The sequence below is a fragment of the Curtobacterium sp. MCSS17_011 genome, assembly GCF_003224275.1.
GTDB lineage: Bacteria > Actinomycetota > Actinomycetes > Actinomycetales > Microbacteriaceae > Curtobacterium.
The window spans coordinates 120,191-142,236 of the sequence record NZ_QKLE01000004.1; the positions used below are offsets into that span (position 1 = coordinate 120,191).

Annotated in this window: 16 protein-coding genes; 3 read left to right on the forward strand and 13 right to left on the reverse strand. The window is 72.6% G+C overall.

What is annotated here, in order from left to right:
• Positions 1–2: 2 nt before the first annotated feature.
• Complete coding sequence (locus tag DEJ17_RS04430; RefSeq protein WP_110892248.1) at positions 3–1,196, forward strand: S9 family peptidase; 1,194 nt, start codon at positions 3–5, stop codon at positions 1,194–1,196.
• 8 nt (positions 1,197–1,204) lie between these two features.
• Positions 1,205–1,600, forward strand: a complete 396-nt coding sequence (locus tag DEJ17_RS04435) for an ATP-dependent DNA ligase (protein ID WP_110860885.1) — start codon at positions 1,205–1,207, stop codon at positions 1,598–1,600.
• A gap of 421 nt (positions 1,601–2,021) precedes the next feature.
• On the opposite strand, the gene DEJ17_RS04440 is transcribed toward DEJ17_RS04435, so the two are convergent.
• The 3 genes from DEJ17_RS04440 to DEJ17_RS04450 form a co-directional block, all read right to left on the reverse strand.
• The gene (locus DEJ17_RS04440; protein ID WP_110892249.1) at positions 2,022–3,812 is read right to left on the reverse strand and encodes a sulfite reductase subunit alpha; all 1,791 of its coding nucleotides are present in this window, start codon (positions 3,810–3,812) and stop codon (positions 2,022–2,024) included.
• A complete protein-coding gene (locus DEJ17_RS04445; RefSeq protein ID WP_110892361.1) occupies positions 3,809–9,379 on the reverse strand; it encodes a glutamate synthase-related protein in 5,571 nt (1,856 codons plus the stop codon). The genes DEJ17_RS04440 and DEJ17_RS04445 overlap by 4 nt, the downstream gene beginning before the upstream one ends.
• A 326-nt stretch (positions 9,380–9,705) precedes the next feature.
• Positions 9,706–10,998, reverse strand: coding sequence for a bifunctional glycosyltransferase family 2/GtrA family protein (locus DEJ17_RS04450; protein WP_110892250.1), 1,293 nt, complete (start codon positions 10,996–10,998; stop codon positions 9,706–9,708).
• 228 nt (positions 10,999–11,226) lie between these two features.
• Here DEJ17_RS04450 and DEJ17_RS04455 point away from each other — a divergent pair, with 228 nt between their 5' ends.
• Positions 11,227–11,862, forward strand: coding sequence for a LuxR C-terminal-related transcriptional regulator (locus tag DEJ17_RS04455; RefSeq protein ID WP_110892251.1), 636 nt, complete (start codon positions 11,227–11,229; stop codon positions 11,860–11,862).
• Between the two features lie 66 nt (positions 11,863–11,928).
• Here DEJ17_RS04455 and DEJ17_RS04460 read toward each other — a convergent pair whose 3' ends face one another.
• From DEJ17_RS04460 to DEJ17_RS04505, 10 genes are all read right to left on the reverse strand, one after another.
• Positions 11,929–12,435, reverse strand: a complete 507-nt coding sequence (locus DEJ17_RS04460) for a hypothetical protein (RefSeq protein ID WP_258366652.1) — start codon at positions 12,433–12,435, stop codon at positions 11,929–11,931.
• Positions 12,436–12,694: 259 nt separating this feature from the next.
• On the reverse strand, positions 12,695–13,237 hold the full coding sequence (locus DEJ17_RS04465; protein WP_146239618.1) for a hypothetical protein: 543 nt from the start codon (positions 13,235–13,237) through the stop codon (positions 12,695–12,697).
• 48 nt (positions 13,238–13,285) lie between these two features.
• Positions 13,286–13,555 (reverse strand): hypothetical protein, encoded by a 270-nt coding sequence (locus tag DEJ17_RS04470; protein WP_110892253.1) that lies wholly within the window; start codon positions 13,553–13,555, stop codon positions 13,286–13,288.
• A 100-nt stretch (positions 13,556–13,655) separates the two neighbouring features.
• Positions 13,656–15,314: a cell wall metabolism sensor histidine kinase WalK gene (locus DEJ17_RS04475; RefSeq protein WP_110892254.1), complete on the reverse strand. Its 1,659-nt coding sequence runs from the start codon at positions 15,312–15,314 to the stop codon at positions 13,656–13,658.
• The gene (locus tag DEJ17_RS04480; protein ID WP_110892255.1) at positions 15,311–16,033 is read right to left on the reverse strand and encodes a response regulator transcription factor; all 723 of its coding nucleotides are present in this window, start codon (positions 16,031–16,033) and stop codon (positions 15,311–15,313) included. Before DEJ17_RS04480 ends, DEJ17_RS04475 begins: the two co-directional genes overlap by 4 nt.
• A 35-nt stretch (positions 16,034–16,068) precedes the next feature.
• A complete protein-coding gene (locus DEJ17_RS04485) occupies positions 16,069–18,237 on the reverse strand; it encodes a glycosyltransferase family 39 protein (protein ID WP_258366653.1) in 2,169 nt (722 codons plus the stop codon).
• Positions 18,238–18,316: 79 nt separating this feature from the next.
• Positions 18,317–19,129: a fructosamine kinase family protein gene (locus DEJ17_RS04490; protein ID WP_110892256.1), complete on the reverse strand. Its 813-nt coding sequence runs from the start codon at positions 19,127–19,129 to the stop codon at positions 18,317–18,319.
• A 53-nt stretch (positions 19,130–19,182) separates the two neighbouring features.
• Positions 19,183–19,878, reverse strand: a complete 696-nt coding sequence (locus DEJ17_RS04495; protein ID WP_110892257.1) for a response regulator transcription factor — start codon at positions 19,876–19,878, stop codon at positions 19,183–19,185.
• A complete protein-coding gene (locus DEJ17_RS04500) occupies positions 19,866–21,080 on the reverse strand; it encodes a sensor histidine kinase (RefSeq protein WP_258366656.1) in 1,215 nt (404 codons plus the stop codon). Before DEJ17_RS04500 ends, DEJ17_RS04495 begins: the two co-directional genes overlap by 13 nt.
• Positions 21,081–21,143: 63 nt before the next feature.
• Positions 21,144–21,998 (reverse strand): LysR family transcriptional regulator, encoded by an 855-nt coding sequence (locus DEJ17_RS04505; RefSeq protein ID WP_110892258.1) that lies wholly within the window; start codon positions 21,996–21,998, stop codon positions 21,144–21,146.
• Positions 21,999–22,046: the final 48 nt, after the last annotated feature.

Genomic DNA, 22,046 nt, shown 5'->3' on the forward strand with positions numbered 1-22,046 from the left:
GCGTGACGATCGTGTGGTGGGCGCTCGGAGCGCTCGTGGTGCTGGCGGCGGCGTTCCTGCTCGTGCTCCGGAAGGTCGTGGGCAGGATCGTGCTGCCCGGCGGCGACCGGTGGACGCCCGTGATCGAGTCCGACGCCGATTCCGTCCGGCTGCCGATCACCGACGACACCGTGCGGCCGGGGGAGTACGGCCTGTGGCACGACGGCGCCGGGCACACCACCGTCGGGCCGGTGCTCGAGGTGGACGAAGCCGCCGGGTTCGTGCGGCGGGCCGTGGTGCGGACCACCGGGACCGTGTCGTCGCGGGTGCGGTGGAGCGGACACGTGCACCCGGACCCGGCGGCGATGGACGTCGACTGGTCCGAGGAGTCGCTGCCGACGCCGGTGGGGCCGGCACCCGCGTGGGTGGTGCGGCCGGGCCCGGGCGGCGCTGCCGACCGCGCTCCGTCTCCCGACCGCGCGGCTGTCCAGGGTGCCGACCCCGAGACTGTCCGCACGTGGGCCGTCCACGTGCACGGGATCCGGACGACCCGGGTCACCGCGCTCCGGACCGTGCCTGCAGCGCTCGAGCTCGGCTGGACCTCGATCGTCCCGTCGTTCCGCGGCGACGGCGAGGCACCGTGGGAGGGCCGGGCCTCGCACCTCGGCGCCCGTGAGTGGGCGGACGTCGAGGCGGCGCTCGACCACGCCGTCGCGAACGGCGCCGAACGGCTCGTCATCGTGGGGTGGTCGATGGGCGCGACGATCACGCACGAGCTCCTCGCCCGCTCGGCGCACCGCGAACGCCTGGCCGGCGTCGTGCTCGTCGCCCCCGCGCTGGACTGGTCCGTCACCGTGCGGTCCCAGGCCCGCCGCGCAGGACTGCCGGGCCCCGTGGTGGGCGCTGCCCTCGGGGCGATGGCGACCCCGGTCCTCTGCCGATTGGTGGGGCTCCGCTCGCCGGTCGACGTGCGTGCGCTGTCCTGGTTGCGTGCGCCGCGACGGCTTCCACCGACCCTGCTCATCCACTCCACCGGCGACACCACGGTGCCGTTCTCGGCCAGCCAGGAGTTCGCGGATGCGCACCCGGGCACGGTGACCCTGGCGGTCAGCGAGCCGGCCGAGCACGCGTGGGAGCGCAACGTCGACGCCGTCTGGTTCGACCGCACCATCACCAACTGGGCATCGCACCTCGAACACACCGGAGCACAGGAGTAGAAGGAGCCATGGGGCAGCTCATCTACGACGGCCAACCGCTCGATCTGCGGATCGACGACCGCGCGCTCACGCACCTGCAGATCGTCATCGTCAACATGCTCCGACGCGACCACCGCTTCGCGTTCTCGTGGAAGGACGACGTCGTCCACGGCAACGGTCGCAGCACGATCTGGCTGAACCCCAACGTGAGCCTGCACTTCAAGTTCACCGGCAGCCGGGTGCCGTCGATCAACCGCAGCTGGCTCGAGGACCTCTACGCCTCGGCCACCTCGGGGTCCGGGCTCGTGCTGACGCCGGAGCCGCCGGACACCAGTACGGCGGCCGACTCGGCGTGGTCGCGTGCGGTGGCGCCCGGCGACGCGGACGACGCCTCGGGGACACCGAGCGGGAGCACCGCGCGCTGATCCCGGGAGCAGTAGCACAGTGCGCTGATCCCGGTCAACGGGTTCCGCTCGAACTCCGCACCTCGTACGGTTTCCGTACCGCGGTTCGCTGTCGTCCCCGCACCGGCCCGTTCGGGCGTCGGTGCTGGCAGTCTCCGTGGCAGGAGGGGAACCCGAACAACGCGCGACGTACAGCGAGTCCGGTACCGACCAACCACCGGTGGCCGAGACGAGCGAGGGACGTGAGTCCCGGATCAGGGGACTCGCTGCTCGGGTCACCGACGCCGCGCGTCGGTGATGCGTGCGTCACGCTGCAGGGCTCGCCGGTCCGCCCCCATCGACCGGCGCTCCTCCGGGACCGCCCCGGCCACCGGATTCGGGTTCCGTGGCCGGGGCGGACTCACCAGACGGGAGCAGGGCGCCGCCGCCCCGCCTGCGTCGATCAGTAGACGTCGCGCACGTACCGCTTCGCGCGTCGCATGTCGGCCAGGTACGCCTGCGCGTCGTCCTCGCCGCGCCCGCGTCCGGTCCGGATGACCTGGAGCAGCGCGGCCTCGACGTCCTTCGCCATCCGTGAGGCGTCGCCGCACACGTACACGTGGCCGCCGTCCTCGAGCCAGGCGAAGAGCTCCGCCGAGCGCTCGAGCATCCGCGTCTGCACGTACACCTTCTCGGCCTGGTCGCGCGAGAACGCCAGGTCGAGGCGGTCGAGCACGCCCTGTTCCTGCAGCTCGGTGAGCTCGTCCTGGTACACGAAGTCGGTGTCCCGGTGCTGGTCGCCGAAGAACAGCCAGTTGCGCCCCGTCGCCCCGGACACCGCGCGCTCGTGCAGGAACCCGCGGAACGGCGCGACACCCGTGCCCGGTCCGATCATGATCATCGGGGCCGACTCGTCCGCCGGCACCCCGAACGACGCGTTCGGCTGCAGGTAGACGTCGACGGTGCCGTCCGGGTCGACTCGGTCGGCCAGGAACGTCGACGCCACACCGGCGTACATCCGGTGCGGGTCGCCGTAGCGCACCGACGCGATGGTCAGGTGGATGCGGTCCGGGTGCGCCAGGGGGCTCGACGAGATCGAGTACTGCCGCGCCTGCAGCGGCCGCAGGTTCGGCAGCAGCTCGTCGAGTCCCGGGGCGGCCGGCCCGGCGTCGCGGAGCAGGTCGAGGACGTCGCGTCCCCAGAGCCAGCGGTCCAGCTCGTGCTTGTCGCCGTGCGCCACGACGGCCGCGAGCTCGCTCGACGGCGCGCGCTGCACCAGGTCGGCGATGAGGTCCTTCGAGGGCGTCCGGATCTCACGGTCGGTCCGCAGGACCTCGGTGATCGGCCGGCCGTCCAACGCCTCGCCGCCGTTCGCGCCGACCTGCTCGAGCAGGTCCGCCACGAAGACCTCGTCGTTCACCGGGACGACCGCCAGGGCGTCGCCGGCCGCGTACTCGATGCCCGAGTCGCCGAGGTCGAACTCGTAGTGCCGGATCTCCTTCGCGCTGCGCGGCGAGGAGAGCAGCCGGTTCTCGACCAGGCGCGACGGGTACGGGTTGCGCTTGTTCCACTGCGACCCCGGCCGGGAGGCACGGCTCGCGCCCGCCCCGCCGCTCGCGGCGGCACCGTCCCCGGCACCACCACCCGTGGTCGCGCCGGGCGCAGTCGTCACGCCGGCCTCGGCGGCGAGACGGTCGAGGACCGCCGCGGTCCACAGTGCGGCCGGGTCCTCGAAGTCGACGTCGCAGTCGACGCGGTCGTGGATCCGGGTCGCGCCGAGCTGCTCGAACCGGGTGTCGAGGAGCTTGCCGGCCTGGCAGAACTCGTCGTAGCTCGTGTCGCCGAGGCCCAGGACGGCGTACTGCAGCCCCTCGAGCCGCGGCACGGTGCTCGCCTGGATCGCGTCCCAGAACAGCCCGGCGTTGTCGGGCATCTCGCCCTCGCCGTAGGTCGAGGTGACGACGAGCACGTGCGACATCTCGGCGAGCTGCTCGGGGGTGACGGCGTCGAGCGCACTGGCACGACCGCCGAGTCCGCGGGCCCTCGCGCCGGCGACGAGCTCGTCGGCCAGGAACTCGGCGTTGCCGGTCTGGGTGCCGTAGAGCACGTCGATCGTCGTCGTGGGCGCGCTGGCTGCGACCTTCTTGCCGGCGGCGGCGATGCCGGCGATGAACCCGGCGAGCCAGGACTCCTGGGCGGCCGAGAACGGTGCGTCGACGGGGATGAGCGACCCGGTCGGGGGGAGCAGGCTCACGCGGTCACCGCCTCGGTCGGCGCCTGCGGTGCACGGCGGGCGATGTCCTCGAGCGCCGCGGTGGCGAGCAGCTCGTCGAAGCGGGCCTCGCGGACGCGGCCGTCGTTCTTGGCGTTCTGGTGCATGATCCACCCCGTGGTGCCCGGCGCGTCCATGCTGCGGTTGTTCCGCTGCGTGAGTGCGCGCTTGTAGTCGTCGAGCCGCTTGATCGCGATGAGGGTCGCGAGCTGGTCGTCGGCGAACCGGTCGAGCGTGCCGCGCAGGTACTTCACGACGCGCTGCTTGACGGAGAAGTCCTCGGTGAGCACGAGGTTCTTGACGGCCTCGGCGACCCGCGGGTCGGTGGCACCGAACGCACCCGGGACGCGCTCCAGGGCGACGTCCTGGGCGACCCCGAGCACGGTGTACGACGACAGCAGGGAGAACATGTCCTCGCCCTGGTCGCCGAGCGCCGGGGCACGGCCGTCGAGCACCGTGCGCTGGTCGCGGTAGTCGAGCTTGAACGCGCGGAGCTTGTCGGTGGCGATCGAGGTCGCGAGCTCGTCAAGGAGCTCGGGCCGGGTCGCCGCCGCGAGGATCTCGCCGGCGTCCTGCGTGAGCAGCAGGGCACGGGGCATGCCGACGTACACGTGTGCGCGGGCGGTGTCCCACTCGGCGAGCAGCCGCTCGGCCAGGGCCGAACCGGTCGCCTCGAGGTGCCACTCGAGCAGCAGGCGGGCGGCGGCCTCGTGGAACGCACCCCGCTCGGTGTCGGTGACCGGGAACACCAGGAGCGAGTCCGTGCTGGCACGCTCGGCGACCTGGCCGGAGGGGTCGTACTGGTAGAGGAACCCGCCGGACATGCCGTTGCCGAGGCCCTTGCCGAACGCGCCGAGGTTGAAGACGGCGCCGCCGGTCATGTACTCGCACCCGAAGTCGCCGAGGCCCTCGACGACGGCCGTCGCACCGGAGTTGCGGACGGCGAACCGGTCGCCGGCCTCGCCCTCGACGAAGGTGCGGCCGCCGGTCGCCCCGAACAGCGCGAAGTTGCCGACCAGCACGTTGCCACCCTGCTCGGCGCTGCCGCCGCCGGGGGCGCGGACGATGATCCGTCCGCCGCTCTGGCTCTTGCCGACGCCGTCGTTCGCGGTGCCGGTGTGCTCGAGCACGACGCCGTCGTTGTTGAAGACGCCGTAGGACTGCCCGGCGGAGCCCTGCGTGCGGATCGTGACCGCGCCGTCCAGCAGCCGGCGGCGTCCGCGGTCGTCCGTCGTCACGGCGGGCAGGCCCTGCACGTCCTCGGCCCCGAGCTCGTGGTTGAGCAGACGCTCGAGGTCGATGCCGAGCTGACCGCCGACCGACTTGTCGGCGTTGCCGAGCAGCACGCCGTGCACGAGCACGTGCTCCTGGGCGTGGTCGACGAGGGCGGTGCGGACGCGCTCGAGCAGGGCGTCGTCGGTGTGGAAGTCCTTCTCCAGGTACTCCGGGTCCGCGACGACCTTCTCCGGCACCTGGGCGAGCAGGGCGCGGGCGTCGAGCCGACCGACGCTCGCCGGGTGGTCGAGGAGCTGGAGCAGGTCGGTGCGACCGCGGGCCTCGCGCAGGGAGCGCAGGCCGAGGCGGGCGAGGATCTGCCGCACGTCGTGGGCGATGTTGAGCAGGTACTGCGCGAGCGCGCGGGGGTCGCCCTCGAACGCCTCGGCGTTCGTGGTGAGGCCCGCCGGGCACTTCACGTTGCAGTTCTTCGCCATCACGCAGCCGAGCATCATGAGCGCGGTCGTGCCGAACTCGAAGCTGTCGCCGCCGAGCAGGGCGCTCGTGACGACGTCGCTGCCGGTCTGGTGGGCACCCGAGCAGCGGAGCGTGACCTTCTGGCGCAGACCGTTCGCGACCAGGGCCTGGTGCACCTCGGCGACGCCGATCTCCGCGGAGCGGCCGGCGTACTTCAGGCTCGTGACCGCTGCGGCACCGGTCCCGCCGGTGTTGCCCGCGACGTTGATGACGTCGGCGCCGGCCTTCGCGACGCCGACGGCGATGGTGCCGATGCCCTCGGACGAGACCAGCTTCACGATCACCCGGACGCGGGCGGCCTTGCAGTCGTGGATGAGCTGCGCGAGGTCCTCGATCGAGTACGTGTCGTGGTGCGGCGGCGGCGAGATCAGCTCGACGCCGGGCGTGCCACCACGGGCGGCGGCGATGTCCACCGTGACCTTGGGTGCGGGCAGCTGGCCACCCTCGCCGGGCTTCGCGCCCTGGCCGATCTTGATCTCGAGCTCCTCGAGCATGGGGTCGGCGAGGTAGCCGGCCCAGATGCCGAACCGGCCCGAGGCGAACTGCTTGATGCGCGAGCCGCGGATGGTGCCGTAGCGGGAGTGGTGCTCGCCGCCCTCACCGCTGTTCGACATGCCGCCGACCATGTTCGTGCCGTGCGCGACGGCCTCGTGGGCGGTGGCGACGAGCGCACCGTGGCTCATCGCACCGGACGCCAGGGTCCGGGTGATCTCGTGGGCCGGCTGCACCTCGTCGAGCTCGACGCTCGCCGGGGCGCTCTGCAGCAGCGCGAGCAGGGCGACGGCCGCACCGGTGGCGCGGAGCGTCACCCCGGTGTCGTCGACGGCGTCGACGTCGATCTGCCCCGGGTGGAGCAGCGCGAGGCCGTCCGCCAGGGCCGCGTGGCGCAGTGCACCCGTGGGTCCCGTCGACGTGAGCTCCAGGCAGAAGCGAGCCGTGCCTCCCGGGAGCCCGTCGGGGGACGCCGGACGCGAGCCGGAGAGCCCGCGCACGGTGACGCTGGCGTTGCCGCTCGTCGAGAAGCGGCCGAGCTCGCGGGCGAAGTCCTCGGCCGTGTCGATGCCGGTGACGTCCGCGGGCAGCGCGAGCACGTCGCGGAGCGCGGCGGGGCGGCGGGACCGCTCGTCGTGGGTCGTCTGCAGGAACGTGACGTAGCCCGGCGTGATGCGGTGTGCGTCGATCTCGGCATCGCTCAGCCGGTCGTACCCGGTGTTCCGGTACGCGGCGTCGGTGATGCCGAACGAGTCGTCGAGCTGGCCGAGCGTGAGCAGGCGCAGCGCGTCCGAGTCGCCGGAGCGTTCGAAGGCCGGGCGCTCCTCGGTCATGCCGCCGAACCCGCGGACGCTCGCGACACCGAACGAGTGGCCGGCGCCGTCGGAGCGTTCCTTGAACAGGCCGAGCAGCGGGACCTGGCCCTCGGACGCCACCGAACGGGCACGCTCGTGCCAGTCCGTCGCCGCCTGGGCGATGCGCGCGAAGCCGACGCCGCCGACCGGCGCCTGCATGTGCGGGAAGATCCGCGCGAGCACGTCGTCGCCGGTGTCGAGGTAGTTCGGCTCGAAGAACTCGCCACCGATGTAGCTCTCGGCGGTGCACAGGCCGACGCGGCCCATGGTCTTCGCCAGGGCCTTCTCGGCGGCCTTGCGGAACTGCTTGAGTGCCAGGTCGGTCGCGGTCAGCTCGCCAGCGGGTGCAGGTGCGGCGGGGTACTTCTCCTCCGCACGCAGCCGAGCGCTCAAGCTGTACACAGCGGCGGCACCGAAGCCCAGCGCGGTCGCGACGTGGTGTGACGATGGCAGCTGACCGCTCTCCGCGACGACGGACACCCGCAGGCGCAGACCGGTCTCGATGAGCCGCTGATTGACGGCGGCCACGGCCAGGATCACCGGGAGGGGCGCGTGGGTCGACGACACCTCGCGGTCGGTCACGACCGCGATCCCGCCACCGCCCGCCGCGAACGCCTCGATCGCGTCGCACAGGGCATCCAGCGCGCCGCGCATCGCGTCGGCGTTGGCCTGCTCGTCGGCGGGCACCGGCACGTAGAGCATGTCGAAACGCTCGAGCGGCACGATGTCCTGCTCGCGCAGCCGCACCATGTCGAGGTGCCCGAGGATCGGCGACTGCACGACGAGCTGACGCCCCGTGGTGCCCGTGCCGTCCGGCTTCGCGCCGAGTGCCACGCGCATCGACATCCCGTCCGCCTCGCGGATCGAGTCGAGTGGCGGGTTCGTCACCTGGGCGAAGCGCTGCGAGAAGTACTTCGCCATGCCGCCCTCGGTGTCGCTCAGGGCGTTGATCGCGTTGCCGTAGCCCATCGCCGAGATGCGCTCCGACCCGTTCTGCAGCATCGGGTCGAGCATGAACCGGAAGCTCTCCTGGTTCAGCGAGTACGCCACGTACCGGCCCGCGACCGACAGATCACCGTCGTAGCCCAGGGTGGACGTCGTGCGCTCGTAGTCCGGAGCGGGCACGTCGTCCAGGTTCACGCGGGCGGCGTCGAGCAGGGTGCCGTAGTCACGGCGGGCCGCGAGCATGCGCAGCACCTCGCCCGTGCGCATGCGGGTGCCGGTGCGGTGGTCGACGACGAGCATGCCGCCGGCCTCGATGCGGCCCCGGTGCACGACCTCGTCGGCGTCGAACTCGACCTGGCCGGCCTCGGACGACACCATCAGGTACTCGGCCGTCTCGACGGTGCGCAGCGGCCGCAGGCCCAGGCGGTCCAGGCGGGCGCCGACGACGTCGCCGTCGCTGAAGATCACGGCGGCGGGACCGTCGTTCTTCTCCTCGTACAGCGAGAAGTACTCGAGCATGTCCCGGACGTCCGGGGTCAGGGTGCGGTCGTTCTCCCACGCCGGTGGCATGAGCGAGACCACGGCCTCGATGATCTCGAGCCCGTCGTCGAACACGCGGCTCTGCAGGGTCTGGTCGAGCCGGCTCGAGTCCGACTGCCCGGGCGGGCGGACGATGCTCCGGGTGCGGGCCCGCGCGAGCGCCTCGTCCGACAGCCGGTTCTTGCGGTCGGTGTTCAGTTCGCCGTTGTGCGCCATCAGGCGGAACGGCTGCGCCATCGTCGGGTGCGGCTCGGTGTTCGTCGAGAACCGGGTGTGGAAGTACAGCGTCCGCACCGAGTGCCGGGGGTCGCGCAGGTCGGTGAAGTACCCGATCACCTCGCCGGAGTTCAGCCGGCCCTTCAGGATCTGGGTCCGGGCGCTGAGCGACAGCGGGTACAGGGCGGCGTGCTCGGCGCGCTCGGCGGCGGCCTGGGCGTAGGAGACAGCCTCGATGGCGAGCAGGGCGCGGTTCGCGGCGGCGTCGACCTCGGTGCGGTCCCAGTCGGACGGTGCCCGGAAGACCCACTGCACGATCGGCAGCTGGTACTGCTCGGCCTCGGGGCGCGCGACGGAGTGGTCCACCGGCACGTCACGGACCAGCAGGAGTTCGAAGCCCTCGGCCTCGATGGCGTCCGTGACGGTCAGCTCGGCGCTGGCACGGTCGGCGGCGCCGGTCGGGCCTGCCTCGTTCGGCACGAAGCAGTTCGCGACGCCGAAGTGCCCGGCGCGCAGCTGCTGGCCGGTGATGGCGCTGAAGAACTCCACCGACAGGTCGATGCTGACGCCCGCGCCGTCACCGACACCCTCGGCGGACTTGCCGCCGCGGTGCGGGATCGAACACAGCGCTTCGTCGCCCTTGCGGATGACGTCGTGGCTCGGCGTCCCGTCGAGACGGGTGATGAAACCGACGCCGCAATCGCTCGATTCGCGGGCAGGGTCGTAGAGACCGAAAGAGGTGGGGTTCACGTGCGGGTCCAGTGGGGCGTTGCCGGCATCGGACGGCGCGGGCTGCATCGATGGAGCGCTCGCCGCGGGCAGACCGATGGTGGCAGTCGGGCCCTGTGGGGTGGTGGTGCGGTAGGGCGATGCTACGGCTTGGTATACCGACCGTGCAACACGGCTGCTGCGGGGCGCGGCGCGGGGTTCTCCGGCTGGTGCGAGGTTGATCACTCGGTGCGAGGTCGCAGCGCCGCACGGAGTGGACGACCTCGCACCGGATGGGCGACGGGGCGGGCATGTGCCGTGCTGCTCGCGCCCGCCACGCCCGCCCGTGGGTCGGACCCGGCACGGTGTCAGGCGGCGCGGTCGCCGGTGCGCTCGGGGGTCGCGATCGGTTCGGTGACCGCAGTGGTGGCGTCGGCCGCCGGGGTGGTTCCGGGGCGGACGAGCTCCGGGCGTCGACGACCGCGGAACACCCACGCCTTGAACAGCACGAACCGCACCCCGGTCGCCACCAGGTTGGCCGCCGTCAGCACCGCGATCTCCGCACCGTGCGAAGCGCCGGGCGCCGACGCGTGCAACACGACCAGCGACCCCGACGTGATGGCCCAGGCGATGCCGAACACCACCAGACCCTGCACGTGGTGGCGACCCGCTCCCGCGCGGCCCCGCACCCCGAACGTGAACCGCCTGTTCAGTGCGGTGTTGCCGATCGCCGTGACCAGCAGCGCGAGGAAGTCTGCGGTCTGGGCGCCGATCGCCGGTCGGAACAGGGCGTACAGGGCGGCGAACGCCAGGGTCGAGAGCACCCCGATCGTCCCGAATCGCAGGACCTGCCCCAGGAACCCCACGCTCGGTGGGGTGAACGGCTGCCGACCGATGATCTCGTACACCGCACTGATCGGTACCCGCCCGGTGGCGATGTTCCGTGACACCCGCCACATGCCCCTCAGGTCCTCGGTCGCGGTCGACGCGATGTGCACCGAGGAGTTGACGTCGTCGACCCAGTCGACCGGGACCTCGTGGATGCGGAGTCCCGCGTGTTCGGCCAGCACGAGCAGCTCGGTGTCGAAGAACCAGGCGTCGTCCTCGCACAGCGGCAGCAGGTGGTCGGCGGCGGCCTTCGTGACGGCCTTGAACCCGCACTGCGCGTCGGAAAACGACACCCCCATCGTCGTCCGGAGCAGCAGGTTGTACGAACGCGAGATGAACTCCCGCTTGCTGCCCCGCACCACGCGCGACGAACCCGCCAGCCGCGTGCCGATCGCCAGGTCCGAGTGTCCCGACAGCAGGGGTGCCACGAGGGGTTCGAGCGCGGCGAGGTCGGTGGACAGGTCCTCGTCCACGTAGACGAGCACGGTCGCCGGCGACCGTGACCACACCTCCTTGAGCGCACGCCCCCGGCCCTTCTCGGGCAGGTGCACCGCGTGCACGCCGGGGAGCATCGCGGCGAGGTCGTCGGCGATCCGGGCGGTGTCGTCGGTCGAGGCGTTGTCCGCGATCGTGATCCGCCACGAGTGGTGCAACGACGTCCGGCAGAAGGTGTGGAGCCGTCGGACGTGGGCGGCGAGTGTGTCCTGCTCGTTGTAGCAGGGGACGACGATGTCGATGTCGAGGGGCTGGTTCGTCTCCGTCATGCCGCTCATGCTCGGCAGCGGGGCTACGGGGGCCGAGGCAGGGCGCTGTGGCCCGGGTAAGAACGAACACCACGTGAACGCAGCGGACACGACACCTGTTGTCCGGATACGGTCGACGCACGATGACGACCGAGCGCGACGACGCACGACGGACGGCCGTGCTGCTCCCCGGGGAGCGGCTGGGGCTGGCGCTCGACGAACTGGCTCCGGCGTCGGTACGAGCAGATCGTCCCGCTCGTGCTCCCCGCGGCACTGCGCGCGGTCGAGCGTGGGGAACCACTCGATCCGGAGTGCCTGGTCCGGCTCCGCGAGGTCGCAGCCGCCAGCGCCGACGACCCGCAGGTCGACGTCTCGGTCGTGCTCCGCGGCGCCCTGCCCGCGATCCGTGTCTTCGCCCTCGTCATGCACACGGCCACCCGCGAGCACGCGACGACGATCGACCACGCCGGCCGGACGATGCTCGCGATGAGCCGGGCATCGCTCGTGGCGCACGAACTCGGCTCGTGCTGGGCGGAGGCCTGGGCGCAGCACCGGGGAGGGGCGTCGGTGGACGCGACGACAGCACTCGGCACCGACGACATCGACCTGGTGGCATCGGCGCCCGGCCTGGACGAGACCGAGGAACGGATGCTGGCGCTCGCCGCCCGTGGGCTCTCGAACGACGCCATCGCCAAGGAGACCGCCTACAGTCGGCAGGCCGTCGCCTGGCACCTCGGCCGGCTGATGAAGTCCTGGAACGCGCCGAACCGGACGGCGCTGGTGTCGGTCGCCTTCGTCCGGGGTTGGATCCGGTCTCGGAGGGACTTCAGGCTGGCTGCACGCAACCGGCCGTCGACGATCGAAGCGGCGCGGGCGGACGACGCCGCTCCCTGAGGCTGACAGCACGGCGACGCCCCCTGAGACCGAGGTCCCAGGGGGCGTCGCCGACGAACGGAGGAGTCAGCCGCCGTTGACGTGGATGACGTTGTCGATGCGCTCGATGTTGCCGAACGCACCCCAGTTCAGCCAGCCGCCGTCACCGTTGTTGGTGACCTTGCCGGGGCCCTTGAACCAGTAGATGACGTAGTTGCCACCCTTGATGTCGATCGACTGGGCGTCCGCGACGTCGCCCTCGACGGTGATGTCCTGGTTCTTGTTGACCACCGCGACGGTGAGGCGGTCGGGGTTGCCGGCGTTCCAGTAGCCGACGTCGAGCGCCGCCTGCACGGCACCGCCACGATCGCTCTGGTCGTTGACGGCGTCCTTGATCGCGTTGACGATCGCGACCGGGTCGAGGTTGACGTTGACGTTGCCGCCGACGGACGACGAGGTGCTGGGCGGCGCGGGCTCGGCGGCCTGCGCGGGGGCTGCGACGAACGCCCCGGCGATGACGGCACCACCGAGGGCGGTGCCGGCGAGGAGCTTCACGGACTTGCGCTTGAACGAGTTCATGATCGTGTTTCCCATCTCTGCAGTGGTGACCCGTTCGGGTCGTCTTGCTCGGACAGGACCCAGCCTGCGTGCGCTCCGACGCGGATGCACGCGATGGGGCTCGGCGTTGGTCGATCGTCTGACGATCCGGACGACGCCCGATCGCCGTGCCATCGTCTGCCGGTCCTGGCGTGTGACATGGCACAGTGGTAGCGTGATCGTGCTCGTTGCGTTGAGCTTCGAGAAGTGGACCCGAGACCCATCCGGACGGTTGGGCGCTCGGGTTCTGCGCGTTTCAGGCGTCGATCACGGTGATCTCCGGTGGACAACGACGTCTCCAGTCGCCGCCCTTCGCCCACGCCCACCCCACTGCATCCGGCAGGGCCAGGAGCGGCTCGTGTGCAGCCGTCTCGTGGCGGTGGACCAGACGGGTGCCACCCGAGTCCCGCGTCGCCTCGACGATCCACTGTCGGTCCTTGCGGACGAGGGTCTCGTCCCGTTCGAAGCACACGCTGACGCGCGGGGACACCGCGGTGTCGGTGACGAGTCGTCTGAGGCACGCGGCGCGGCGCGCCGTGTCAGATCGCCCGTCCTTGACGGCACGGAAGACCGTGACCTCGACCGGCAAGGACGCGATCGTGCTGAGGATCAGCCGACGACGGGCGTCGCTCTCCTTCCGCATGTGCAGGCGCGACTGCCCGCGGAGGACGAGTCCGGTGAGTGCCGACCGTGCGGCCCGTGTCGATGAGCGTTCGAGGCAGACGGCGACGAGGAGGTAGTCCCTGACCTTCGATTCATCGACGAAGACCTCTCGGTACCCGCCCGTCGCTGTCGTCACCACCGCGTCCCCACGGCGTACCACTCTACATATCAGTGGGGCTCTCGGTCAGCGGGGCAGCAGGATCTGCACGATCGCGACGACCACGAGCGCCGCGATCGGCACGCCCGCGATCCACGCGCCCGCCCGCATCTGCGTCCGACGGATCGTGGGCGGTGCGTGCGAGGACCGCGCGAACTCGGTCGCGGCCACGAGCTCCGGCGCCGCGGCGGGCGGTGCGGGTTCGGGCTGGGGGCGGTCGTCCTCGAACGCCGGGACCTCGACCACCAGGTCGGTGGGGTCCGGGCGGCCCGGCAGCCTGTCGTACGCGTTCGTCACTGGGCCTCCTCGTCCGACGTTCTCCGACCAGTATGCGACCCGGGCGGCACTCGGTGAGCAGGAGATGTCGAGTGTGGTCGCGGCACCCGACGTCTTCTGCTCACGAAGCGTCCGCAGCGACTCCCGTGGACACGCCCCCGGCCCCATCCGAGGCGGGCAGGTCCACCGTGAACGCCGTCCGACCGGGCTCCGACGCCACGCGCACGCTGCCGCCGTGCGCGACGACCACGGCCCGGACGATCGCGAGTCCCAGGCCGCTCGTGCCGTGCTCCCGGGAACGCGAGGCCTCGCCCCGGGTGAACCGGTCGAACAGCGTCGGCAGGGACTCGGCGGGGATCGGTGGCCCGTCGTTCGCCACGACGAAGCGGACGACGGCACCGTCCGACGCAGACGCAGACGCCGACGCCGACGCCGATGCCGACGCACCCGACCCTGGGTCGGGCACCGACTGCAACGACACCACCACGGCCGTCCCCGGCGGAGTGTGCGTCCGCGCGTTGGTCAGCAGGTTCGTGACCACCCGTCGGAGCTGCACCTCGTCGCCGGCCACGGTCACCGGCTGGTCGTCCACGATCTGCAGCGTCCACCGGTGGTCCGGCGCGGTCGCGCGGGCGTCCATGGTGGCCTCGACGACGAGCGACGTCAGGTCGACCGGCTCGCGGACGACCTGTGACGCCGGTGCCCCCGGCGCCAGGGCCGAGGCGTCGAGCTGTGCGAGCAGCAGCAGCTCGTCGACGAGGTCGCCCATCCGCACGGCCTCGCGTCCGATCCGTCCGACGTGGCGGTGCACGGCGTCGACGTCGTCCGAGGCGGCTGACAGCTCGGCGTACGCCCGGACGGTGGCGATCGGCGTCCGCAGCTCGTGCGAGGCGTCGGCGACGAACGTCCGCATGCCGGCCTCGGCGTCGCGACGGACCGTGAGCGCCCGGGCGACGTGGCCCAGTAGCCGGTTCAGCGCGTTGCCGACCTGCGCGACCTCGCGGTTCGCACGGAGATCGGCATCGGACACGCGGACGGGGATGTCCGGGTCTCCACGTTCCAGATCGAGTGCGGTGACGCCGGACGCCACCGAGGCGACCCGTTCGAGCGGTCGGAGGGATCGACGGACGAGTACCGTGAGGGCCCACGCGGCGACGGCGAGCCCGAGCACCGTGACGACCGCGATGACGAGCAGCAACCGGGCGATCGCGGCGTCCAGGTCGCCGAGGGGGAGCGCGGTGACGAAGACGTCGTCGTCGCCGACTGCCTGCACCCGGTAGTCGCCGAGTGCGCCGAGTTCGACCGTCACCGGGTCGCCGCCGGCGCGGACCGCTGCGAGCGTCCGCTGCTGCGCCGCGGTCAGACGGCGCTGGTCGCCGTCGCCGTCGGTGTAGCCACCGAGCACCACGTCGCCGTCGCGGACGATGGCGATGACCGTGCCCGCAGACTGCCCCGGCGCACCGATGAAGGCGTTGTCGGGATCCGGCAGATCATCCGAGTCCGAGTCCGACGACGAGGACGACGACGAGGACGACGAGGACGACGACCCCGGTGGCGGCCCGGAAGCCCCCGGCGGCGGTTCGGCCCCGTCCCGTCCGCCGACGGTCCGCATCGCCGCCGTCGACAGCTCCGCGTCGAGCCGGTCGACCAGGTAGCCCCGGAACGCGACGACGGTCACCGCCCCCACGACGACGTTCGTCGCCACGAGCAGCAGGGCCACGGCCGCCACGATCCGCCAGCGCAACGACGGCACACGCCCGGTGCGCCCGGGCCGGCTCACGTCGCCGACCGGAGCACGTACCCCGCCCCACGGACGGTCTGCAGCATCGGGTCACGTCCGGCGTCGAGCTTCTTCCGCAGGTAGGACACGTACATGTCCACCAGGTTCGACGACGTGCCGAAGTCCATGCCCCAGACGCTCGCCAGCAGCTGCTCGCGGGACAGCACCCGGTTCGCGTTCCGGGCCAGGTGCCGCAGCAGCTCGTACTCGGTCGGCGTGAGCTCGATGGGGTCCCCGGCACGGCTGACCGAGCGGGCGTCCTCGTCGAGCCGGAGGTCCCCGACCACGACCTCGGCGCTCGCCCCGGAAGCGGCGACCCGGGTCGAGGTACGCGCCAGGATCCGGGCACGGACGAGCAGCTCCTCGATGCCGAAGGGCTTGGTCAGGTAGTCGTCGCCGCCGCCGGTCAGCCCGGCGAGCCGGTCCTCGGGGGCGTCGCGTGCGGTGAGGAACAGCACCCGGACGCCGTCGCGGGCGTCGCGGAGCCGTTCGAGCACCTCGAACCCGTCGATGTCCGGCAGCATCACATCGAGCACGATGACGTCGGGCTGGAACTCCCGGGCGGCGAACAGCACGTCGCGCCCACGGTGCACGGACCGCACGGCCCAGCCGTCGCCCTCGAACGCCAGGGCGACGGCCTCGGCCAGTGCGTGCTCGTCGTCGACGACGAGGGCGCGGACGGGGGAGCCGTCGGTGCGCTGCAGCGGGGGGCCGGCCATGCTCCGGAGCCTATCCACCGCGCCCTCGTCGCCGTTCACTCCGTGCTGCTCAGGTCGTAGACGGTCTGGCCGCCGACGGTCGTCGACTCGTAGTTCGCCGCGACCCACTCCTGGATCGCCGACGCGGTCGACGATCCGCCGCCCATCCCGCCGCCTCCGGACCCCGACGAGACGTAGTAGCCGATGTCACCGGCGGCGACGAACGCCTTGAACTCGGCGAGGGTCGGTGCCGGGTCGCTCGACCAGCCACCGATCGCCATGACCGCGGTGTCGGTGTCGAGTTCGAGCTGCGCCGCCGACTGGGATCCGTTGACCGCGGCCGCCCACTTCGCGTCGGACGCCTCGAGCAGCTCCTGCAGGGCGGACGAGGTCGACGCGCCCTCGCCACCAGCCCCGGCCTGGAGGCCCGTCCCCGACCCACCCTCGGAGGTCGCGTCGTCCTGTCCACTGCCCGGTGCGGTGCCGGACGTGCCGTCCGGCATCTCCGGTGCCTCGCCGGATGCCCCCTCCGGCGGGGTCCCGCCGGGACCCTGCTGGGTGTCCGACGTGCTGTCGGAGCCGTCGTCGTCGGAGCCGGAGGCCGACCCACCCGGTCCGCCCGTGCCTCCCGGGAAACCCCCGGTGCCGCCGCCGCCCGTCGCGCCGGAGCCACTGCCCGCCGGACCGACGCTCGGGATCGAACCGGAGTGCCCGACGGTCGTCGTGGCGAGGGCGTAGGCGGTGGTGCCGGACAGCCCGAACAGGGTGCCGGCGAGGACGCCGACCGTGACGAGCCTACGGAGCGACGGCACGCTGCCGATGACGATCAGCGCTGCGGACAGCAGCCCACCGGCGAGCATCACCCAGCGCAGCCACGGCAGCCAGGTCGGGTTCTCGTTGAGGAGGCACCAGCCCCAGAACGCGGTGACGCCGATCATCGCAGCGAGGCCGAGGCGGCCGACGAACCGGGCTCGTGCGTGCCAGAGCAGGGCGCCACCGGTACCGACGAGGCCGGCGATGGCCGGGGCGAGGGCGACCGTGTAGTACGGGTGGATCGTGCCGGACATGTACGAGAACACGAGTCCGGTGACCAGGAGCCACCCGCCCCACAGGACCAGCCCGGCGCGTGCGGGATCGGCCAGGTGCCGGCGGCCGACGACGACCAGCCCGACGACCAGGGCGATGAGCGCCGCGGGCAGGAGCCACGAGATCTCGAGCCCCATCTCGGACGAGAACAGGCGGTTCAGACCCGTCGAGCCGCCGAACGAGCCTCCGGCGGTGCCGCCGGTCATGCCGCCGCCTCCGCCGCCGTTGCCCGAGCCCCCGAAGATCCGGCCGAGGCCGTTGTACCCGAAGACCAGGTCGAGGACGGTGTTGTTCGTCGAGCCGCCGATGTACGGGCGGGACTCGGCGGGCCAGAGCCACACGGCGACGACCCACCAGCCGGCGGCCACCACGAGGGAGCCGGCGGCGACGAGCAGGCCGACCACACGCCGGCCCCATCCGGTGCGGGCGGCGAACAGGTAGACGAGGCCGAAGGAGGGCAGGACGAGCAGGCCCTGCAGCATCTTCGTCAGGAACGCGAAGCCCAGGGCGACCCCGGCGAACGCGATCCACTTCCAGCTGCCCCTCGGCAGTGCCCGCACCGTGCAGTACGCCCCGGCGGTCATCAGCAGGACGAGCAGGGCGTCCGGGTTGTCGAAGCGGAACATCAGCGCCGCCGCCGGGGTCGCCGCGACGACGAAGCCCGCGAGCAGGGCGCCGACGTTCGCGGTGGTGGCGCCGAGTCGGGCCAGGGTGCGGCGGACCGTGCCCCAGACCAGGGCGACGGAACCGACGGCCATCAGCGCCTGGGGGAGCAGCAGACTGAAGCTCGAGAAGCCGAACAGCCGGGCCGACAGCACCATCACCCACAGCGAGGCGGGTGGTTTGTCGACCGTGATGAAGTTCGACGAGTCGAGGGAGCCGAAGAAGAACGCCTCCCACGACTTCGTGCCGGCCTGCACGGCGGCGGCGTAGAAGCTGTTGGCGTACCCGGAGACGCTGAGGTCCCAGAGGTACACCGCGGCGGTCACGGCCAGGAGCGCCCAGAACGCCGGCCGGAGCCAGCGGGCGTCCTCGCGCTCGCCGAGGAACAGCCGGGCGAGGGGCGGGCGGCGCCGATCCCGCGCGGCACGGAGCACGGGGTCGCGTCGGTCGGTCACGGGTACCGGGTACGTGGTCATGTCGATGAGCATCCGGGGCGTTCCCCGACCGCTGCACTGCGCCGGCTGTGTGCGGGCTAAGGACGCTCGGTGCGCGGGGTCAGGCGTACCGCTGTGCTGCCCGGAGTGCGGCGCCGGTGTACGAGCCGCCGAACAGGAACACGTGCAGCAGCAGCGGCGCGAGCTGGTGGAGCTCGACGCGCTCCTGCCAGCCGTCGGCCAGCCGTGACTCCCGGTCGTAGGCGGCGAGCACCGTCTCGAGCCGGGGCAGTCCGAACAGCCCGAGCAGTGCCAGGTCGGTCTCCGCGTGCCCGCCGTGTGCGATCGGGTCGATGAGCACGGCGCCGGTCGGTTCGGACGAGTCCGTCGGCCAGAGGACGTTGCCGGCCCACAGGTCGCCGTGCAGGCGCGCGGGTCCGTCCCCGACGAGCGCGGGCTGCGGCGACCCGAGCGTGCCGTCCTGCACGCGCGAGGCGACCCGTTCGAACACGGCGGCCTCGGCGTGGTCGAACCCGCCGGCGTCGACGATGCGGCGGACGAAGTCGCGGATCCGGTACTCGGCGAAGAACTCGCCCCAGGTCGCCGGTGCCTGCTCGGCCGCGATGAACGGCGTGCGCGAGCGGCCCATCCGCAGCGCCGCACCGCGGGTCCATCCGGCGGGCGGCGCGCCCCAGTGGTCGGCACCGGCGGCGTGCGTGTGCGCGAGGGACCGGCCGAACCGCTCGGCCTGGGCGGCGGTGGGGGAGCCTTCGGAGATCAGCTCGAGGTCGAGCACGGTCGGGCTCGGACGCCCGAGCACGCGGGCGATGCGGGTGCCTCCGGTGTCCTCGGCCTCGGCGAGCCAGGCGAGCCCGCCGGCTTCGGCTGCCGCTTCGTCCGCGGTGGTGAAGGTCTTCACGTGCGTCTCGGCCATCGGCCCATCCTGCCGAGGGGCACCCGTTGCCCGCTCAGCCGACGCTCACCCGGTCACGCGGTGGGCTCTCCCCGCCGGGCCGCGTGCACCACGAGTGCCAGCTGCACCCGGTTCTCGACGCCGAACTTCTCGTAGACGTGCCCGACGTGCGTCTTCACGGTGGCGAGTCCCACGTACAGGTCGGCGGCGATCTGCGCGTTGGACGCCCCGTTCGCCACGGCGAGCGCGACCTCCCGCTCCCGCTCGGTCAGCAGGGCGAGCAGCCGGCGCGCGTCGGTGCCGCCCGGACCACCGGCCGCCCGGCCCGAGCGGGGCCCGGCCGCGAACGCGATGACCCGGTCGAGCACGGACGGGGACAGGATCGAGCGCCCGGCCGCCACGGTCCGCACGGCCTGCACGAGTTCGTGCGGCGGGGTGTCCTTGAGCAGGAACCCGCGGGCGCCGGCCTGCAGTGCCCCGAGCACGAGGTCGTCGCCCTCGAAGGTCGTCAGCACCAGGACGGCCAGGTCGGGTCGGCGGCGCAGTTCCCGTTCGGTGGCGACGAGCCCGTCGCACCGGGGCATCCGGATGTCCATGAGCACGACGTCGGGCGCGGTCTCGGCGATGACGCCCGCGGCTTCGTGCCCGTCGCCCGCTTCGCCCACGACCACCAGGCCGTCGTCGCCGCTGAGCAGCATGCGGAGTCCGACGCGCACGAGCTGGTCGTCGTCGACCAGGACGACGCGGACGGGAGCGGTCACGGGGTCCACGGCAGCACCGCCTCGACCACGTGCACGCGTCCGTCGTCGCTGCCGGCGCGGAAGCTCCCGCCGACGAGACGGGCGCGCTCGGCGAGCCCGCGCAGGCCGTGCCCGGCCGAGTGCCCGGAGGCGTCCGCGGGCGCAGGTCCGTCGGCCAGCGTGTTCGACACCACCACCCGGATCGCCGGTCCGCGGACGGTCTCGACCACGACGTCGACGGGCTCTCCTGGGGCGTGCCTGCGGGCGTTCGTCAGTGACTCCTGCACGATCCGGTAGGCGTGTCGCCCCACGGCGGTCGGTACCGCCGCACTGTCGGCGTCGACGCGCGCCCGGACGGTCGCACCGCCGGCACGCGCCTGGTCGAGCAGGGTTGGCAGGTCGACGAGGGTCGGCTGCGGAGGCGCGGTGCCGGTCACCTCGTCGCCGCCGTTCGCCGCGGGGTCGCGCAACACCCCGAGGACGTCGCGCAGGTCGGTGAGCGCGGAGTGCGCCTCGGCCCGCACGACCCCGGCCGCCGCGGCGGTCTCGTCGGGGGTGAGCCCCGGGCCGCGGTACTCGAGTGCACCGGCGTGCAGCGCGACCAGGGACAGCCGGTGGCCCAGGACGTCGTGCATCTCGCGGGCGATGTGGGCGCGCTCCTGCTCGCGGGCACGGTCCTCGCGCAGCTGCTGGTCGCGTTCGAGCAGGGCCGCGCGCTCGCGCAGGGACAGCAGGAGCGCCCGGCGCTGGCCGATCCCGATGCCGATCGCGACGAGCAGGGCGATGCCGACGGCACCGGCGACGAGGATCTGCCAGAGCGGCATGGCGTCGTCCTGGGGTGCCAGGACGACGTCGTAGAGCACCGTGGCACCGAGCAGCACCGCACCGGCGACGGCGAGCTCGACGGCCCGGCGTCGGGTGGCGAGCGACACCGTGGCGATCGCGGCCGCCCCGACCGCCAACGTCGAGACCGAGCTGAGGGCAGCGATGACGACCGCGATCAACAGCGGTGCCCGGTGACGGAACGGCAGGAGGACGAGGGCAGCCAGACCGGCACCCGTGTCCCCGAGGATCAGTGCGCCGACGTGCAGGTCGCTCCACCCGCGGGTGTCCATCGACGGCCACACGAGCCCCGCGGTGAGCAGCCCGGTCAGGGCCGCGACGGCCACACGCCACGTCTGGGCCCACACGCGCTGCCCGAGGGGGACGGCGGGGAGCGCGGTCGAGGTCATGCCCCGAGCCTAGGGAGCCGTCGGGACGAGCGGATCCGCCGAAGGTCGGAGGTGCCCCGTGTCTCAGACCGCGTCGACCAGGGCCCGCGCCAACGGGTGCCACGCACGGGACGACGGCCCGCTCAGCACCAGGGTCCGTTCGAGCCGCCGGGCCATCGGGATCATCACGAGGTCGGGCGGCAGCATCCCGCGGCCCAGGGTCGGCACGATCGAAACGCCCTCGCCCCGCTGGATCATCCCGAACATCGTGCTCATCTCCCGCACCCGGTGGGCGTAGCGGAACGGACGGCCGTCGAGCTCGTGGAGCTTCTGGACCTGGTACTCGCAGCCGCCGCCGCCCGCCACCAGACCGTCCTCGTGCAGGTCGTCGAGGGTGAGTGCGGGCAGCTCGGCGAGGGGGTGGTCGCGGCGGATCACGGCGGCCATCTCGTCCCGCGCCACGACCACGCCACCGGCGGGTGCCGGCGACGGGTCGACGAGCACGGCGGCGTCGACGGTGCCGGCTTCGAGCCACTCCGGCATCTCGTCGTCGTCGCCCTCGTAGACCTGCACGTCGACGTCCGGCAGGGTGACCGCCCACAGCTCGCGGAGCCGGGGCAGCAGGCCCTGGCAGACGGTGGGGACGGCGGCGAGGCGCACGGTGCCGCGCGCCGTGGCGGGCCGGACCACCGCCTCCAGGGCTTCGACCGAGGCGAGCACGCTGCGGGCGTGCGCCAGCAGGCGGTCGCCGAGCGGGGTGGGAGCTGCGACCGTGCCGCGGCCACGGCGCACCACGGGCCCGCCGACCTCGCGTTCGAGCCCGGCGACGGCGTGCGACACCGCGGACTGGCCGACGCCCAGTGCCACGGCCGCGGCGGTGAAGGACCCGGCGTCGAGCGTGGCGACGAACGCGCGCAGTTGCTGGACCGAGACGGCCATGCGTCCTCCTCATGTCGGCATGAACGACATGCGTTTGCCGCATGTCGT